At 70.4% G+C, this 17984-nt stretch carries 13 protein-coding genes; 5 read left to right on the top strand and 8 right to left on the bottom strand.

Annotation, left to right across the window (positions count from 1 at the left end; translation table 11 throughout):
* Window positions 1–7: 7 nt before the first annotated feature.
* Window positions 8–1678 (bottom strand): GspE/PulE family protein, encoded by a 1671-nt coding sequence (locus ACQXVK_RS05490; RefSeq protein WP_416393923.1) that lies wholly within the window; start codon window positions 1676–1678, stop codon window positions 8–10.
* 208 nt (window positions 1679–1886) lie between these two features.
* On the bottom strand, window positions 1887–2909 hold the full coding sequence (locus ACQXVK_RS05485; protein WP_430852974.1) for a GNAT family N-acetyltransferase: 1023 nt from the start codon (window positions 2907–2909) through the stop codon (window positions 1887–1889).
* Between the two features lie 78 nt (window positions 2910–2987).
* Between ACQXVK_RS05485 and ACQXVK_RS05480 the strand changes: the two genes are divergently transcribed.
* Window positions 2988–3383, top strand: coding sequence for a VOC family protein (locus ACQXVK_RS05480; RefSeq protein ID WP_022906901.1), 396 nt, complete (start codon window positions 2988–2990; stop codon window positions 3381–3383).
* A gap of 146 nt (window positions 3384–3529) precedes the next feature.
* Here the strand turns inward: ACQXVK_RS05480 and rpoC are convergent, their stop codons facing one another.
* From rpoC to ACQXVK_RS05450, 6 genes are all read right to left on the bottom strand, one after another.
* Complete coding sequence (gene rpoC, locus ACQXVK_RS05475; protein WP_416393926.1) at window positions 3530–7411, bottom strand: DNA-directed RNA polymerase subunit beta'; 3882 nt, start codon at window positions 7409–7411, stop codon at window positions 3530–3532.
* 42 nt (window positions 7412–7453) lie between these two features.
* Entirely contained in the window at window positions 7454–10942 is a 3489-nt protein-coding gene (gene rpoB, locus ACQXVK_RS05470) for a DNA-directed RNA polymerase subunit beta (protein ID WP_430852973.1), read from the bottom strand.
* A 355-nt stretch (window positions 10943–11297) separates the two neighbouring features.
* Window positions 11298–11825 carry a hypothetical protein gene (locus ACQXVK_RS05465; RefSeq protein ID WP_430852972.1) on the bottom strand — a complete coding sequence of 176 codons (528 nt, stop codon included), beginning with the start codon at window positions 11823–11825 and terminating at the stop codon, window positions 11298–11300.
* Window positions 11826–12193: 368 nt separating this feature from the next.
* Window positions 12194–12865 carry a response regulator transcription factor gene (locus ACQXVK_RS05460; RefSeq protein ID WP_430852971.1) on the bottom strand — a complete coding sequence of 224 codons (672 nt, stop codon included), beginning with the start codon at window positions 12863–12865 and terminating at the stop codon, window positions 12194–12196.
* On the bottom strand, window positions 12862–14079 hold the full coding sequence (locus ACQXVK_RS05455) for a sensor histidine kinase (protein WP_430852970.1): 1218 nt from the start codon (window positions 14077–14079) through the stop codon (window positions 12862–12864). The genes ACQXVK_RS05460 and ACQXVK_RS05455 overlap by 4 nt, the downstream gene beginning before the upstream one ends.
* Entirely contained in the window at window positions 14076–14585 is a 510-nt protein-coding gene (locus ACQXVK_RS05450; RefSeq protein ID WP_430852969.1) for a hypothetical protein, read from the bottom strand. Before ACQXVK_RS05450 ends, ACQXVK_RS05455 begins: the two co-directional genes overlap by 4 nt.
* A gap of 131 nt (window positions 14586–14716) precedes the next feature.
* Between ACQXVK_RS05450 and ACQXVK_RS05445 the strand changes: the two genes are divergently transcribed.
* From ACQXVK_RS05445 to ACQXVK_RS05430, 4 genes are all read left to right on the top strand, one after another.
* On the top strand, window positions 14717–15559 hold the full coding sequence (locus ACQXVK_RS05445) for a spermidine synthase (protein WP_430852968.1): 843 nt from the start codon (window positions 14717–14719) through the stop codon (window positions 15557–15559).
* 193 nt (window positions 15560–15752) lie between these two features.
* The gene (locus ACQXVK_RS05440; protein ID WP_022906908.1) at window positions 15753–16514 is read left to right on the top strand and encodes a DUF4064 domain-containing protein; all 762 of its coding nucleotides are present in this window, start codon (window positions 15753–15755) and stop codon (window positions 16512–16514) included.
* A 133-nt stretch (window positions 16515–16647) separates the two neighbouring features.
* Window positions 16648–17487, top strand: a complete 840-nt coding sequence (locus ACQXVK_RS05435) for a hypothetical protein (RefSeq protein ID WP_022906909.1) — start codon at window positions 16648–16650, stop codon at window positions 17485–17487.
* Window positions 17484–17960, top strand: a complete 477-nt coding sequence (locus ACQXVK_RS05430; protein WP_430852967.1) for a SprT-like domain-containing protein — start codon at window positions 17484–17486, stop codon at window positions 17958–17960. Before ACQXVK_RS05435 ends, ACQXVK_RS05430 begins: the two co-directional genes overlap by 4 nt.
* The last annotated feature ends 24 nt before the right edge of the window (window positions 17961–17984 follow it).

The raw sequence follows: 17984 nt of genomic DNA, 5'->3' as shown, positions 1-17984 counted from the left end.
CCCACGCCTACGCGACCACGCGCAGGATCTCGTCGATGCTCGTCATGCCGAGCTTGACCTTCTCCCACCCGTCCTGGCGGAGGGTGAGCATGCCCTGCTGCTGGGCGACGCGGCCGATCTCGGCGCTCGAGGCGCGCGACACGGCGAGGCGCTCGATCTCCTCGGTCACCGTCATGACCTCGTGCAGGGCGATGCGGCCGCGGTACCCGGTGTTCGAGCAGACGGCGCAGCCGACCGGGCCGAAGAACTCCGGCACGGCGGCGTCCTGGTCCGCGACGAAACCGAGCGCCACGAGCTGTGCCGTCGTGTACTGCGCGGGCGCCTTGCAGCGGTCGCAGAGCCGGCGCGCCAGACGCTGGGCGACCACGGAGTCGAGGGCGGACCCGACGAGGAACGGCTCGATGTCCATCTCGGTGAGCCGTGTCACCGCGGACGGGGCGTCGTTGGTGTGCAGCGTGGACAGCACGAGGTGGCCGGTGAGCGAGGCCTCGATCGCGATCTGCGCGGTCTCGTGGTCGCGGATCTCACCGAGGAGCACGACGTCGGGGTCCGACCGGAGGATCGACCGCAGGGCCGACGCGAACGTCAGGCCCGCCTTCGGGTTGACCTGCACCTGGTTGATGCCGGCCATCCGGTACTCGACCGGGTCCTCGACGGTGATGACGTTGATCTCGGGACGGGCGACGGCGTTCAGGGTCGTGTAGAGCGTCGTCGACTTGCCGGACCCGGTCGGCCCGGTGACGAGGATCATCCCGTATGGCTTCGAGTAGGACCGCTGGTACGCCTGGAAGTTCTGCTCGAGCAGGTTGAGGTCCTTGAGGGACATCGACGTGTTCGTGTTGTCGAGGATCCGCATGACGACCTTCTCGCCCCAGACGGTGGGGAGGGTCGCGACGCGGAGGTCGATCTGCCGACCGCCGTGCCGCACCGACATGCGGCCGTCCTGCGGCTTCCGACGCTCGGCGATGTCGATGTCGCTCATGATCTTGAGCCGGCTGATGACGCCGTTCTGGATGTTCTTCGGCGCCGGCGCCATCTCGTGGAGCACACCGTCGATGCGGTACCGGACGCGGACCTCGTGCTCGCCGGGCTCGATGTGGATGTCGGACGCGTGGTCCTGGATGGCCTGGGAGACGAGGAGGTTCACGAACCGGACGATCGGGACGTCGTCGAGGGCGCCGTCGGTCAGGTCGACCTGCTGCTGCGTCTGCGCCGACGCCTCTTCCTCGAGCGAGGAGGTCAGGTCGTTCAGCTCGTCGTCGGCACGCAGGTAGCGGTCGAGCGCGGCGGCGAGGTCGCGTTCCTCGACCTGCAGCGGCTTCACGGGGCGACCGGAGGCGGTCCGGGCGTCGTCGATCGCGAGGACGTTCGTCGGGTTCACCATCGCGAGCACGAGGACCTCGCCCTCGAACCCGACGCCGAGCACCCCGTGCCGACGGCAGAGCGCCGCGGGGAGCATCGACACCGCGGTGCCGTCGACCGGGTAGTCCGTTAGCGGGACGGTCTTGGAGTTGTTCGACGCGGCACGGGCGGTGATGTACTGCGCCTCGCTGACGAGGCCCTGGTCGACGAGCGAGCGGATCGACCGGTCGTCGATCTCCTCGTCGCCGGTCATCGAGTCGAGGTGCTCGATCGGGAGGGCTCCGTTGAGGATGAGGATCTCGGACAGCGTGGCCATGAGCTGCGGAGCCTCCTTCGGGTCGCGCGCGGGTCGTGGGGACGAGCGCCGGTGGGGTTCGGCGCCCGACCACGCTACGTCGGCACGGATCGGCCGCCGCAGTCCCACAACGAGGGGGCGAGGGGGTTTCCCGTGGCCCCAGTGCAGGGGTACCCGCGGGTATCGAGATGCCTGCACCGCATCGGACGGTCGGCGCGGGTGACCCCCGTCAGAGGGACGTCGATGCGGTGACGTGCACGGGTCCGGCGACGAAGCCGAGCCGCTCGTAGATCCGGCCCGCGCCGCTCGGGTTCTCGGCGTCGACGTGCAGGACCGCGGCGTCGAGTCCGTCGCCCTGCATGCCCCGCAACGTGGCGTCGAGGACGATCGGCGCCAGCCCCGTGCCCCGGGCGCCGCGGACGACGCCGACCCAGTGCACGTACCCGTACGACCGGCCGCGCGCTGCGAAACCGTCCGGGTCCACCTCGACGAGGGCGAACGCCACGATCGCACCGGCGGGGTCGACGACGACCCGGCCGAGGTCGAGCCGGGCGATCGGTGCCGTGAGGAACCCGTGCCAGTCGGACGCGACCATCGGCTGCGATCCCCAGTGGTCGCGGAAGGCGTCGTTCTTCGCGTGCCGGAGCGGCTCGATGTCGTCGGGCGTGATCGGGCGGAGCCGGTACCCGACGGGCATCGGCGGGAGCTCCTCGTCGCCGCGCTCGTCGAACACGACCTGCATGTCGACCCAGTGCCGGACCGGCTCGAGCCCTGCGCGGGCCGCCAGCCGGAGGGCGCCGGACCCCTGCGGCGCGCCGATCGAGATCGTCGCCGGCAGGTCGAGATCGAGCGCGGCGAGGTGCTGTCGGGCGCGTCCGACGAGCCAGGCGAGCACCCGTCGGCCGATCCCCCGGTCGCGGAGCACCGGATGGACCGCACCCTCGAGCACCACCCGAGCAGCGGTGACCCGGGAGGGGACGTCGATGACGATGCCGTAGGCCTGCACATGCCCACCAGGATCGATGCCGACGAGCGTGTCGCGCTCGAGGTCGAGCCCTTCCGTGGAGAACGTCCGCTCGAGGCTCGCTGTGGAGGGACGAGCGTGGGGGTCGTCGACCGCCGCGGCCGCCACCGCGAGACCGTGCACCGCGGGCAGGTCGTCACGGGTCGCCGCTCGGAAGGTCAGCCCGGCGATCGGGACCGGGAGCTCGAGGTGGGCCGGGGCGGTGATCCGTTCGCGCAGCGTTGCCATCCGCCCAGCCTGCCAGGGGTCGCGGAACCGACGGCGGAAAGTCCTCGACGTGCGGCCCCGTGCGGGACAAGATGAGTCATGGACATCACGAGTGTGACCGTGGGGCTGCCCGTCACCGACATCGAGGCGTCCTGCCTCTGGTACGGCGCCGTGTTCGAACGCGCCGAACCGGACCTCGAGCCCGACGAGGGCATCGCCGAGTACGAGGTCGGCGGCATCTGGATCCAGCTCTACGAGGACCCCGACGCCGAGGAGAACCCGGTCAGCGTCCGCTTCGGCGTCGATGACGTCGCCGCACAGCACGCGCGCATCGGCGCGCTCGGCATCGACATCGGCCCGGTGGAGTGCGTCGACGGTGCCGTGGACTGGTTCGACGTCCGCGACCCCGACGGCAACGTCCTCAGCCTGTTCTCCCTCGTCGACGAGACCGGCCGCGGTTCCGGTCGCGACAACGGGGCGGACCGCGCGGTCTGAACCGTCACGCCACCACCTGACGGACGGGAGGCGCGGTGCCGGCCCGCACCGCGCCTCCCGTTCGACGACGGGTCACGACGGACCGCCACCGACGGGAACGGCCCCCGCATCCGAGGATGCGGGGGCCGTTCCGGTGGAGCTCAGGCTCAGTTGTAGGTGCCCGGCGTGAAGTCGTCCGACGAGAAGCTGTCGAAGTCGACGAAGCTCAGGTCGGCGTCCGAGAACGACGAGTCGTCCGCGAAGATGCGGTTGGGGTACCGCTCCGCCTTCGCTTCTTCCGTCGCGTTCACGTCCACGTCACGGTACCGGCTGAGGCCCGTCCCGGCGGGGATGAGCTTACCGATGATGACGTTCTCCTTGAGGCCGACGAGGTGGTCCTGCTTGCCCTCCATGGCCGCCTGCGTGAGGACGCGGGTGGTCTCCTGGAAGGACGCGGCGGACAGCCACGACTCGGTCGCGAGGGACGCCTTCGTGATGCCCATGACCTCCTGGCGAGCGGAAGCGGTCTTGCGACCCTCCTGCAGCGCCGCACGGTTGAGCTCGTTGTACCGCGAACGGTCCACGAGCTCGCCCGGGAGCAGGTCGGTGTCGCCGTGGTCGACGACGGTGACCTTGCGGAGCATCTGGCGCACGATGACCTCGATGTGCTTGTCGTGGATCGGCACGCCCTGCGAGCCGTACACGTCCTGCACACCGTTGACGAGGTGCTTCTGGACCTCACGCACACCCTTGACGCGGAGGACTTCCTTCGGGTCGACGGTGCCGGCGATGAACTGCTCGCCGAGCTCGACGTGCTGCCCGTCCTCGATGAGGAGCGTCGCACGCTTCAGCACCGGGTAGATGAACGGCTCGTCGCCGTTGTCCGGCGTGAGGATGATGCGACGACCCTTGTCGGTGTCCTCGATCGTGGCGCGGCCGGGGGCCTCGGCGATCGGGGACGCACCCTTGGGGGTACGCGCCTCGAAGAGCTCCGTGACACGCGGCAGACCCTGGGTGATGTCGTCGGCGGACGCCGAACCACCAGTGTGGAAGGTACGCATCGTCAGCTGGGTACCGGGCTCACCGATGGACTGGGCGGCGATGATGCCGACCGCCTCGCCGATGTCGACGAGGTTGCCCGTGGCGAGCGAACGGCCGTAGCACTTCGCGCAGACACCGACGCTCGACTCGCAGGTCAGGACCGAGCGCACCTTGATGCTCTCGACACCGGCTGCCAGCAGCTTCTCGAGGAGCACGTCACCGACGTCCTCCCGAGCCTCGGCGACGACCGTGCCCTCGGCGTCCACGGCCTCGGTGGCCAGGGTGCGCGAGTACACGGTGTTCTCGACGCGCGGGTCGCGGACCAGCTTGCCGTCGGCGCCCACGGTCGCGATCGGGAGCTCGAGGCCCCGCGTCGTGCCGCAGTCGTCCTCGCGGATGATGACGTCCTGCGAGACGTCCACGAGACGACGGGTGAGGTACCCGGAGTCCGCGGTCCGGAGCGCGGTGTCGGCAAGACCCTTGCGAGCACCGTGCGTGGCGATGAAGTACTCCGCCACGGTCAGGCCCTCGCGGTACGAGTTGATGATCGGGCGGGCGATGATCTCGCCCTTCGGGTTGTTCACCAGACCACGCATACCGGCGATGTTGCGGACCTGGAGCCAGTTACCACGAGCACCGGACGACACCATGCGGTTGATGGTGTTGTCGACCGGGAAGTTGTCGCGCATCTCCTGCGCGATCTCGTTCGTGGCCTCGGTCCAGATCTTGATCAGGTCGGCGCGACGCTCGGAGTCGGTGATCAGACCCTTGTCGAACTCGCCCTGCACCTTGGCGGCCTGGACCTCGTAGCCCGCGATGATCTCCTTCTTGCGAGGAGGCGTCACGACGTCCGAGAGCGCCACGGTCACACCGGAGCGCGTGCCCCAGTAGAAGCCCGCGTCCTTGATCCGGTCGAGCGCTGCGGCCGTCTCGGTCTTGGAGTAGCGCTCGGCGAGGTCGTTGACGATCGCGGAGAGCACGCCCTTGTCGGTGACCTTCTGGACGAACGGGTAGTTCGCCGGGAGGGTCTCGTTGAAGAGCGCACGGCCCAGGGTCGTCTCGAGCAGCACGGTGTCGCCCTGCTCGTAGCCCTCGGGTGCTTCACCCTCGGCGAAGTGGACGTCCGCCATGCGGATCTTCACCAGCGCGTTGAGGTGCAGCGTGCCCTGGTCCTTCGCGAGGATCGCCTCGGCGACGGACGAGAACGCACGGCCCTCACCCACGGCGCCCTCGCGGACGGTCGTGAGGTGGTGCAGACCGATGATCATGTCCTGTGCGGGCAGGGTCACCGGGCGGCCGTCGGACGGCTTGAGGATGTTGTTCGAGGCGAGCATCAGGATGCGGGCCTCGGCCTGGGCCTCGACCGACAGCGGCAGGTGCACGGCCATCTGGTCACCGTCGAAGTCCGCGTTGAACGCAGCACACACGAGCGGGTGGAGCTGGATGGCCTTGCCCTCGACGAGCTGCGGCTCGAACGCCTGGATGCCCAGACGGTGCAGCGTCGGCGCACGGTTCAGCAGCACGGGGCGCTCGCGGATGATCTCCTCGAGCACGTCCCACACCTGCGGGCGCGAACGCTCGACCATGCGCTTGGCCGACTTGATGTTCTGCGCGTGCGACAGGTCGATCAGGCGCTTGATCACGAACGGCTTGAAGAGCTCGAGCGCCATCTGCTTGGGCAGACCACACTGGTGCAGCTTCAGCTGCGGGCCGACGATGATGACCGAACGGCCCGAGTAGTCGACGCGCTTGCCGAGCAGGTTCTGGCGGAAACGACCCTGCTTGCCCTTGAGCATGTCGCTCAGGGACTTCAGGGCGCGGTTGCCGGTACCCGTGACCGGACGACCACGACGACCGTTGTCGAACAGCGCGTCGACCGCTTCCTGCAGCATGCGCTTCTCGTTGTTCACGATGATCTCGGGGGCACCGAGGTCGAGCAGGCGGCGGAGACGGTTGTTGCGGTTGATCACACGACGGTAGAGGTCGTTGAGGTCACTCGTGGCGAAGCGGCCACCGTCGAGCTGCACCATCGGGCGCAGCTCCGGCGGGATGACCGGCACGACGTCGAGCACCATCGCGGCCGGCGAGTTGCCGGTGGCGAGGAAGGAGCTGACGACGCGCAGACGCTTGATCGCGCGGATCTTCTTCTGGCCCTTGCCCTCGGCGATCTGCAGGCGCAGCGCCTCGGCCTCGGCGGCCAGGTCGAACGCCTCGAGCCGCAGCTTGATCGCCTCGGCGCCCATGTAGGCGTCGAAGTAGATCCCGAAGCGGTCCTGGAGCTCGTGGAAGACGGCGTCCTCGGGCTTGAGGTCGCCCACCTTGAGGTTGCGGAAGTCCTCCCACACGCGCTCGAGGCGGGTGATGTCCTCGTCGAACGACTTGCGGACCTGGGACATCTCCTTCTCGGCGGTGTCCTTGGTGCGGCGCTTGACGTCGGCCTTGGCGCCCTCTTCCTCGAGCGCTGCGAGGTCGTCCTCGAGCTTCTTGAGGCGGTCGGCGATGATCGAGTCGCGCTGCCCCTCGAGGTTCTTGATCTCGAGGCGCATCTCGTTCTCGAGACCCGGCATGTCCGCGTGGCGGCCCTCTTCATCGATGTCGATGATCATGTACGCCGCGAAGTAGATGACCTTCTCGAGGTCCTTCGGCGCCATGTCGAGGAGGTACCCGAGGCGCGACGGGACGCCCTTGAAGTACCAGATGTGCGTGACGGGCGCGGCGAGCTCGATGTGGCCCATGCGCTCACGGCGGACCGAGGACTTGGTGACCTCGACGCCGCAGCGCTCGCAGACGATGCCCTTGAACCGGACACGCTTGTACTTGCCGCAGGCGCACTCCCAGTCGCGGGACGGACCGAAGATCTGCTCGCCGAACAGACCGTCCTTCTCGGGCTTGAGGGTGCGGTAGTTGATGGTCTCCGGCTTCTTGACCTCGCCGTACGACCACTGGCGGATGTCCTCGGCCGTGGCGAGACCGATCCGCAGTGCGTCAAATGAAGTTGCTTCGAGCAATGTTCTTCTCTCTAGCTGGATTCGTTACGAGTACGGGCGGGATCAGATGTCGTCGACGGACGACGACTCGAACCGCGAGGAGATGTTGATGCCGAGCTCTTCAGCGGCACGGAAGACCTCGTCGTCCGTGTCGCGGAGGCTGACCGCCTGGCCGTCGGCCGAGAGGACCTCGACGTTCAGGCAGAGCGACTGCATCTCCTTCATGAGGACCTTGAACGACTCCGGGATGCCGGGCTCCTGGATGTTCTCGCCCTTGACGATCGCCTCGTAGACCTTCACGCGGCCGAGGATGTCGTCGGACTTGATCGTCAGGAGCTCCTGGAGGGCGTAGGCGGCGCCGTACGCCTCGAGCGCCCACACCTCCATCTCACCGAAGCGCTGTCCACCGAACTGCGCCTTACCACCCAGCGGCTGCTGCGTGATCATCGAGTACGGACCGGTCGAACGGGCGTGGATCTTGTCGTCGACCAGGTGGTGCAGCTTGAGGATGTACATGTAGCCGACCGAGACGGGCTCCGGGAACGGCTCGCCGGAGCGGCCGTCGAAGAGCTGCGCCTTGCCGGACGAACCGATCAGGCGCTCGCCGTCGCGGTTCGGGAGGGTCGAGTCGAGGAGGCCCTCGATCTCGCGCTCGTACGCACCGTCGAACACCGGGGTGGCGACCTTCGTGCCGGGCTCGGCGCTGCGGGCGGCCTCGGGGAGGGCGGACGCCCACTCCTGGATGCCCTCGACGTTCCAGCCCTGCTTCGCGAGCCACCCGAGGTGGATCTCGAGGACCTGGCCGAAGTTCATGCGGCCGGGGACGCCGAGCGGGTTGAGCACGATGTCGACGGGGGTGCCGTCGGCGAGGAACGGCATGTCCTCGACCGGCAGGATCGTCGAGATGACGCCCTTGTTGCCGTGACGACCGGCGAGCTTGTCACCCGCGGTGATCTTGCGCTTCTGGGCGATGTAGACGACCACGCGCTGGTTGACACCGGAGCCGAGCTCGTCGTCACCGTCCTGCGCGTCGAACACCTTGACGCCGATGATCGTGCCCTCTTCACCGTGGGGCACCTTCAGCGAGGTGTCGCGGACTTCGCGCGACTTCTCGTTGAAGATGGCGCGGAGGAGGCGCTCTTCGGCGCTCAGCTCGGTCTCGCCCTTCGGCGTGACCTTGCCGACGAGGATGTCGCCGGGACGGACCTCGGCACCGATGCGGATGATGCCGCGCTCGTCGAGGTCGACCAGGAGGTCCGGGCTGACGTTCGGGAGGTCGCGGGTGATCTCTTCCTTGCCGAGCTTCGTGTCGCGGGCGTCGACCTCGTACTCCTCGATGTGGATCGAGGAGAGCGTGTCGTCCTTCACGAGGTTCTGCGACAGGATCATCGCGTCCTCGTAGTTGTAGCCCTCCCACGGCATGAACGCGACGAGGAGGTTCTTGCCGAGCGCGAGCTCGCCGTTCTCCGTCGCGGGGCCGTCGGCGATGACCTCGCCCTGCTCCACGCGCTCGCCGGCCGAGACGACCACACGGTGGTTGTAGCTCGTGCCTTGGTTCGAGCGGTCGAACTTGCGCAGGTAGTAGGTCTGCGTGCCGCCCTCGTCGAGCTGCAGGGTCACGGCGTCGGCCGAGACCTCGGAGACGACACCGGCCTTGTCGGCGGTGACGACGTCACCGGCGTCGATGGCGGTGTAGCCCTCCATGCCGGTGCCGACGAGCGGCGACTCGGAACGGAGGAGCGGCACGGCCTGGCGCTGCATGTTCGCACCCATGAGGGCGCGGTTCGCGTCGTCGTGCTCGAGGAACGGGATGAGCGAGGTCGCGACCGACACCATCTGGCGCGGCGAGACGTCCATGTAGTCGACCTCGTCCTTGCCGACGAGCTCGACCTCGCCGCCCTTCTTCCGGACGAGCACCTTGTCGTCCTGGAAGTGGAAGGAGTCGGTGAGCGGCGCGTTCGCCTGGGCGACGACGAAGTCGTCCTCTTCCGAGGCCGTGAGGTAGTCGATGGTCGTGGTGACCTGACCGTTCACGACGCGGCGGTACGGCGTCTCGATGAAGCCGAAGGAGTTGATCCGACCGAAGGACGCGAGCGAGCCGATCAGGCCGATGTTCGGGCCTTCCGGGGTCTCGATCGGGCACATGCGGCCGTAGTGCGACGGGTGGACGTCACGGACCTCGACGCCGGCGCGCTCACGGGACAGACCACCCGGGCCGAGGGCCGAGAGACGACGCTTGTGCGTCAGGCCCGCGAGCGGGTTGTTCTGGTCCATGAACTGCGACAGCTGCGACGTCCCGAAGAACTCCTTGATCGCGGCGACGACGGGGCGCACGTTGATCAGGGTCTGCGGCGTGATCGCCTCGATGTCCTGCGTGGTCATGCGCTCGCGGACGACGCGCTCCATGCGGGACAGACCGGTGCGGACCTGGTTCTGGATGAGCTCGCCGACGGCGCGGATGCGACGGTTGCCGAAGTGGTCGATGTCGTCCACGTCGAGGCGCAGCTGCACCGGCTCGCCGTCGCGGACGCCGTCGAGGTTCGTCTTCTCGGCGTGCAGCGAGACGAGGTACTTGATCGTGCGGACGATGTCCTGCACGGTCAGGACCGAGTCGCTGAGCGGCGCGTCGATGCCGAGCTTGCGGTTGACCTTGTAGCGGCCGACCTTGGCGAGGTCGTAGCGCTTCGGGTTGAAGTAGAAGTTGTCGAGGAGCGCACGCGCGGCCTCGGCGGCGACCTGCTCGCCCGGACGCAGCTTGCGGTAGATGTCCTTGAGCGCCTCTTCCTTGGTGAGGATGGCGTCCTTCTCGAGGGTCGACTCGATCGAGGCGAAGCCCTTGAACTCGTCGAGGATCTCCTCGCTCGTCATGCCGAGCGCCTTGAGGAAGACCGTGACCGACTGCTTGCGCTTGCGGTCGATGCGCACGCCCACCTGGTCGCGCTTGTCGATCTCGAACTCGAGCCACGCACCGCGCGACGGGATCACGCGAGCGGAGTAGATGTCCTTGTCGGACGTCTTCTCCTGCTGGCGCTCGAAGTACACGCCCGGCGAGCGGACGAGCTGCGAGACGACGACGCGCTCGGTGCCGTTGATGATGAACGTGCCGCGCTCGGTCATGAGCGGGAAGTCGCCCATGAAGACCGTCTGCGTCTTGATCTCACCGGTCATGTGGTTCATGAACTCGGCGTTGACGTAGAGCGGGGCGGCGTAGGTCTTGCCACGCTCCTTGCACTCGTCGATGGAGTACTTCGGGTCCTCGAGCTCGGGCGACGTGAAGCCGAGCTGCATCGTCTCGCCGAGGTCCTCGATCGGGGAGATCTCCTCGAAGATCTCCTCGAGGCCGGAGTGCAGCGCGAGGTCGGTGCGACCCTGCTCCTGACCTTCGGCCAGGCGGGCCTTCCAGACGTCGTTGCCGACGAGCCAGTCGAAGCTCTCCGTCTGGAGTGCGAGCAGATCAGGAACCGTGAGGGTGTCCGTGATCTTGGCGAACGAGAGTCGCGAGTGGTTGCGACCGTTCTTGGGGTTGGTGGATGCGTTGGGCGCAGCAGCCAAGGGTTTGACCTCCGGTAGGCCCCGTCGGGCCGGTACTGACGAGCAGCACGTAGGTGAGTGGATTGACGCTTCGGCGCACCCCTCGAAGACACGCGATCACGCGACGGCCGGTGAGCTGTGCACGTGTGCGATGATCTGGGTGGACGGGACCCGCCGACATATACGGGACCGGCACCACCAGGGCACGTTCTGGAAGAACGCTGCGTCGACCGCAATATGACGACACGGATGCCAGGGAGCGCGAACTGCCATCATAGGTCGGCCTCGTCGCGGATGTCCAGTCCTGGCTTGACCGAATTCGGCAGTGCCGTGTATAAGCCGTTGGACGACCTCGGCATTCCCGCCCGAGCGCCCGTCAGCGGAGCGCGCGGAAGGCTCGCTCGGGCTGCCGGGTCCGCACGAACGTCACGCGTCCACGGTCGTCGGTGAACTCGATCCCGAGGCCCGGCGTGAGGATGAGCGCGCGGACGCCGCGGCCGATCCGGAGGCCGATGCCGCCGTACGTCGACGCGTCCGCCTCGACGAGTCGCACGTCGGCGATCCGGTCGCGCGGGATCCGACGGGCCGGGAGCGGCCGGAAGTGCAGGACGACGTGGGTGTCCGTGACGTCGTAGCCCGAGCGTGCGACCAGCAGGAGGAAGCCGGCCGCGATCCCGACGAGCGCCGGCACCAGGAGCGACGCCTCCGGCGCGTCCCCCGGCCAGCCGAGCACCGCCGCGGTCAGCCCGAGTCCGCCGACCAGCAGGACCGCCCCCACCGCACGCATCCAGGTCGGCGCGTGCTCGCGCTCGGCGTGGGCGGACGGCCGCAGGGCGCGGGTCGTCGGCGTGGGTCGGTGGGTCGTGGTCAGCCGGGACGTGGGGACGCTCACGGTGTCGGTCATGGGGTCGGCTCCTCGCGGGGTCGGGTCCGTGCGTGCCCATGGACTCCATGACGCACGCTGTGTGATCGGTGGTCGCGCGACGGCGGGCAGGCCACGGGCGGCGCGCAGGAGAGCGGGGAGCCCGGCGCACGCCGACGGCGCGCACACCACGGGCAGTGGGGTTGCCCGACGGTCACGCCGCGGTCACGAGCGGGGTGCGGAACCGTGGGGTGTGGGGCACTGCACGGTTCGACGCACCGAGGTGACGACCCCGTGAACGGTAGGCGACGACCCTTGGCGTCCGCTGGTCGTCCATGTGCACGCATCCACTCGCAGGCCTCGGGAGGCGCCGGGGCGGGCTGCGGACGAGCCGGGAACGCAGACCCGGGTCAGCGCAGGACGCGGGCCACGGCCTCCGCGCGGGTGCGGACGCCGAGCTTCGTGAAGACCTGGTTCACGTAGGACTTCACGGTCGGCACGGTGAGGAACAGCTCGGCGGCGATCTGCGGGTTCGACCGGCCCTCGGCGATGCGCTCGAGGACGTCGGCCTCGCGCGGGGTGAGCTCCGGGAACCGGTCACGGAGCCCGGCGTCCGGCGACGACGCCGGCCCCGGACCCGGCGCCGCCGCGAGCGAGCCGCCGCCCGCGAGCTGCGCCACGAGCCGCGCACCCACGGCGGCGTCGAAGGTCGACTGCCCCGAGGCCACCGCGCGGATCGCGGTCGCGATCTCCGCGCGACCGGCGTCCTTCGTCAGGTACCCGCGCGCACCGGCCTGCAGCGCGGTCAGGATCGAGGCGTCGTCGGCGAAGGTCGTGAGGACCAGCACCGCGACCCCCGGGTGCTCCGCGGTGATGCGCGCCGTCGCGGCGGGACCGTCGACGTTGGGCATCCGCAGGTCCATGAGCACGACGTCCGGCGCGTGCCGCGCCACCTGGTCGAGCGCCTCGGCCCCGTCGGACGCCTGGCCGACCACCTCGAGGTCGTCCACGAGCGAGAGCACCGTCACCAGGCCGTCGCGCACGATGGCCTGGTCGTCGACGACGAGCACGCGGATGGTCACGACCGGTCCCCTCGGGCGGCGAGCCGGTCGACGGGCAGGTGCATCGCCACGACGAACTCGTCGTCCGACCGGTCCGCCTCGACCGCGGCACCGCTGCCGAGCTCGGCGAAGCGCTCCCGCATCCCGAGCAGCCCGTGCCCGCCGCTGGACAGCGGGTTCGCGACCACGACGTCCACGGCGTCGCCGTCCCGGATGACGGACAGGGACACGGGACGGCCGGGTGCGTGCCTGCGCGCGTTGCTGAGCGCCTCCCGGACCACCTGGACCACCGCGGCGCGGTGCGCCGCGTCGAGGGCCGTGAGCCGGGTGTCCCCCTGCGTCACGATCTCGCCGCCGAACGAGCGGTGAGCCGCGACGAGCGCGTCCAGGTCGGGTCCGTCCCCGGTCGCCGGACGGGAGGCGCGGCTCGGCTCGGCAGGGGACGGTACGTCCGTCACGGCGTCCGTCCCCGCATCCGTCCCGGCATCGTCGCGGAGGGCGTGGACCGCGCGTCGCGCCTCGGCCAGTCCGTCCGCGGCGAGCGCCCGCGCCTCGGCCGCGCGCCGGGTGGCGTCGTCGACCCGGCCGGCCTCGAGCAGGGCCTCCACCGCGTCGAGCTGGAGCACCAGGCCGCCGAGCGAGTGCGCCAGCACGTCGTGGATGTCGCGGGCCGCGCGGGACCGGTCGGCGAGGAGCTCGGCGCGCTGCTGCTCCCGTTCGGCAGCCCGTGCCCGGTCCGCCGCGATCCGGAACTGTCGGCGGCTGAAGCCGATGAGGACCCCGAGGAGCAGGCCACCGCTCGTCCCGAGGACGAACTGGACCGAGGCGTGCGCGATCGACGCGGAGACGGCGATGACGACGATCGCGGCGAGCGCGGCCACGGCGCTCGTCCAGACCGGGACGCGGAGGTTCGCGCCGATGAGCACGATCCCGACGATCACGGGGACGATCATGAGCGAGTCCGTCGGCACCACGACGACCGACCCCGCGGCGATCATGACCACGCCGGCGACGAGGAGGACCCGGGGCGTCCGACCGAACTCGCGGAGGGCCCATGCGGCGAGCGCGACGGCACCGAGGACCCACACCCACGCCGGGTGGTGCAGCAGGACGCCGTTCCGGACGAACCAGAACGCGACGATCGCGATGCCGAGGCCGTTCAGCCCCCAGGCGGCACCGGAACGGGACCGGCCTCCGGGGAGGTCGGTCTCGTCCTTGCCGGTCAGCAGGGTCACCGGACCATCATGCCGCTCGGTCGGCGGTCGCCGCGGGGGATCCGCCCGTCGATGACGAGGGCGCGGGCGGCGCGGTTCAGGGCGAGGACGAGCAGGATCGTCCCGGTCGAGGTGAGGAGGTGGGCACCGAGGTGGCCACCGAGCACGTCGAGCCCGATGCGCACCGCGATGAGCACGATCCACAGCACGGCTCCGAGCGCACCCGTGCGGGACTGGATCGTGCGGCCCTTGCGGTCCGGGGTGCCGGCCGTGCGGAAGCGGGTGATGCTGCCCATGGTGAGGCCGACGCCGATGGTGACGAGCGCCTCGATCGCGAGGAACACGACGTCGGTGGTCGTGATCGTCGATCGGGTCCGGGTGAGGACGACGACGCCGACGACGGCCATGACCAGCGGTGTGCGCCAGATACGGGTCGGGTCGAGGTACTGCCAGGTCGCCTGGCGGTAGCCGAGGAACGCGACCAGGGCGATCCCGATGAGGATGTTCGCGAGGAGCTGGACCGACATGATCGTCCTTCCGGTGGGGTCCGGCGGGCCGTTCCCGACCGGTGGGACCAGCCTCGTTCGCGAGCGGCCGCCCGCCCACCAACCAGGGGTGGGGACCCGGGTGGGGATCCAGGTGGTGTTCGATTGGTGCCATGGCTGATGCGTTCGACGGGTTCCGGATCGGTGCGGGGTACGCGGTGGTCGAGCCGGACCGGCACCGGCCGGGGTCCTTCACGCTCGTGGTCGACGGGACGCCGCAGTCCCACGTCGACCTCGAGGACCCGACGCACCTGGCGTTCGAGTACATCCGGCGGATCGGGCACGCGATCGACCTGCTGCCGGACGGCCCGGTCACGGCCCTGCACCTCGGCGCCGGTGCCCTGACGCTCCCCCGCTACGTCGCGGTGACGCGGCCGGGGTCCCGGCAGCAGGTCATCGAGCTCGAGCGGGACCTCGTCGACCACGTCCGGGACGCGCTCCCCTTCCCCCGTGGGGCCTCGATCCGGGTGCGGTACGGCGACGCCCGCGAGGTGCTCGGCAAGCTCCCCGCCGGGCTGCGCGGCACGGTGGACCTCGCCGTCGTCGACGTGTTCGGCGGCTCGCAGATCCCCGCGCACGTGACGAGCATCGAGTTCTACCGCGAGGTCGCGGCCTTCCTGTCGCCCACCGGCATCGTCGCCGTGAACGTGGCGGACGGTGCCGGGCTGGCGTTCGCCCGCGGGCAGGCCGCGACCCTGCAGGCGGTGCTGCCGTCGGTCGCCGCCGTCGCGGACACCGGGATGCTCAAGGGGCGGCGGTTCGGGAACATCGTGCTCCTCGGGTCGCCGACGGACCTGCCCGTGGCGGACATGCCGCGGCGGTACTCGTCGGACCCGATGCCGGCGAAGGTCGTGCACGGGGCCGAGCTGCGCGCGTTCGTCGCCGGGGCGCCGATCGTCACCGACCAGACCGCGGTGGCGTCGCCGGAGCCGAACCGGAGCGTGTTCGGCGGCTGAGCCGGGTCGGCCCCCGCAGCGGGCGCACTGGCGGCGCTGGGCGCTGGGCGCTGGGTGCTCGGCCCTGGGCGCTGGGTGCTCGGCCCTGGGCGCTCCGGGCGCGATCGGGCCGGTCCCGCACACGCGGAGGGTGTCCCTGCCAGGATGGGTCTGAACGACCGCGCAGGTGCGCGACCGAGCAAGGGGAACCCTGATGACGAACGACGACCGGAGCAACGAGGACCGGACGGGCGACGGCCAGGCGCCGAGCTGGGGCGGAGCGCCGCAGCAGCCCGCGCACGACGCGCCCCGCTACGGCGAGCGCGTCGATCCCGCGCCCGCCTCGACACCGCAGTACGGCGAGCAGGCACCGCGGTACGGCGAGCAGGCACCGCAGGCCGACGCTCCGCGATGGGGCGACCACGACCAGCAGGGCGAGCCACGCCACGGCGACACCCCGCAGTACGGGTCGACGCAGTACGGCCAGCCCCAGCACGGGCACGATCAGTACGGCCAGCAGCCGTACGCGGCGGCTCCGGCGAGCGCCGGTGCCCCGTCGTGGCAGGGCTACGAGGAGCCGAAGGCCAAGAAGAAGACCGTCGGTGTCGTGGCGTTCCTGCTCGGGCTGATCGCCCTCGCCCTCGGGATCGTCGGCGGGTACTTCTTCGGCTCCGCGATCGTCGACAGCCGGGCGTTCGAGGACATGATCCAGAACGGCGGGTCGACGACGGACCCGCAGGCGTTCGACGACGTCACGAGCTCCCCGACGATCCTGATCAGCGGCGTGATCGCGGTGATCGGTTCGGTCCTCGGCATCTGGGCGATCGTGCAGGGCATCATCGCGATCGTCACCAAGCGCGGTCGCGCGTGGGGCGTCTTCGGGCTCATCCTCGCCGTGCTCGGTCCCATCGCCTTCTTCGTCACCTACGGAGCGGTCGCCGCCGTCTCGGTCGCGAACTCGGGCGTCGCGCCCTGATCCGAGCGTGGTCCCGGAACGGCCCGTCGTGCACCCGCACGGCGGGCCGTCGCCGTTCGACCGAGGACACGTCCGTGCCCCCCGTGCGCGTGGCACCGCTCGCTCTCGGGACAGCGCGGCTACCCTCGAACCGATGTCCCTCCCGCCCGACGACCGCCAGCAGCCCGACCGCACCGACCGCGCCCGGGAACCGCGTCATGCGGCGCCCGTGACGGCCGGCGTCAGCCCCGGCAGCACCTTCGCTCCGATCAGCCTGCGCCCCGCGGTCGACGCCGACGCCGTGCAGCAGCGGCTGCGCGACCTCGGGCAGAGCCGCAGCACCGACGCCCTGGCCGAACGCGCCGAACTCCTCCGCCTGCTCGGTCGGCTCGACGAGTCCCTCGTCATCGCGGAAGAGGTCTTCCGGTTGACGATGTTCACCGGCGAGCGCTCCGACAAGGTGTCCGCGCGGATCCGTCGCGCCCACGTGCTCCACGACCTCGGTCGGTACGAGCGCGCTGCGGCCGAGTCCGCCATGGCGCGGGACACCGCACGGACCGAGGAGTGGCCGGAGCTCGAGGGCGCGGCGGCCGAGCTCGAGGGCTGGTCGCTGTTCGAGCTCTCCCGGTTCGACGAGGCCCGTGCCGCGCTGTCCCGGGCGTACCAGGCCTTCCGTCAGGCCGGTGCCCCGTCGGAGCGCACCGAGGCGCTGCGCACGGCGGTCGAGGCGGCGCTCCGGGCCTCGGTCGCGCAGCCGCGCGTCGAGGACAAGCCCCGTACCGCCCGCGACGTCGCCGCTCGCCGCGCGGAGGAGGACGAGCCGGTGGCACCCCGCGCCCCGGAACCGGCGCAGCAGACCCCGCCGGTCCGACGACGTGTGCTCGGCGCGCCCGACGCCGCCCGGACCGAGGCCGACGAACTCTGGGGCCGCATCGCCGCACGAGCGGCGCAGAAGGGCCAGGCCGGACGCGACGAACCCGACGACGACCGGTGACGACGCTCGAGGCCGTCCGGTCCCGCGCGGAGCGGCTGATGACCGCGCACCTCGGAACGGGCAGCTGGTCGTTCGGCTTCGACCACGCGAAGACCCGGGCGGGGCAGTGCGACTTCGCCCGCCGGCGCATCACGGTGAGCCGGCACCTGGCCGTGCGGTTCTCCGACGACGACGTCGACCAGGTGCTCCTGCACGAGATCGCGCACGCACTGGCCGGGGCCCGCGCCGGACACGGGCCGGCCTGGCGCCGCACCGCGAAGGGCATCGGGTACACGGGATCACGCCTCTACGACGGTCCCGTGGCGAGCGAACTCGCGCCGTGGATCGGCACCTGTCCCGCCGGCCACGAGCACTTCCGCTACCGCACCCCGACGCGACAGCTGGCGTGCGCGAGGTGCTCCCGACGCTTCGACGCCCGCAACGTGATCTCGTGGAACCGCCGCGCCCCCGAGGAGCGCCGGGCTACCGCATGATGCCGATCGCTGGCGGAGGCGCGC

It is taken from the genome of Curtobacterium sp. AB451 (assembly GCF_050585845.1).
Taxonomy (GTDB): domain Bacteria; phylum Actinomycetota; class Actinomycetes; order Actinomycetales; family Microbacteriaceae; genus Curtobacterium.
The sequence above is the reverse complement of the archived record's forward strand: the minus strand, read 5'-3'. Positions and strand labels throughout refer to the sequence as shown.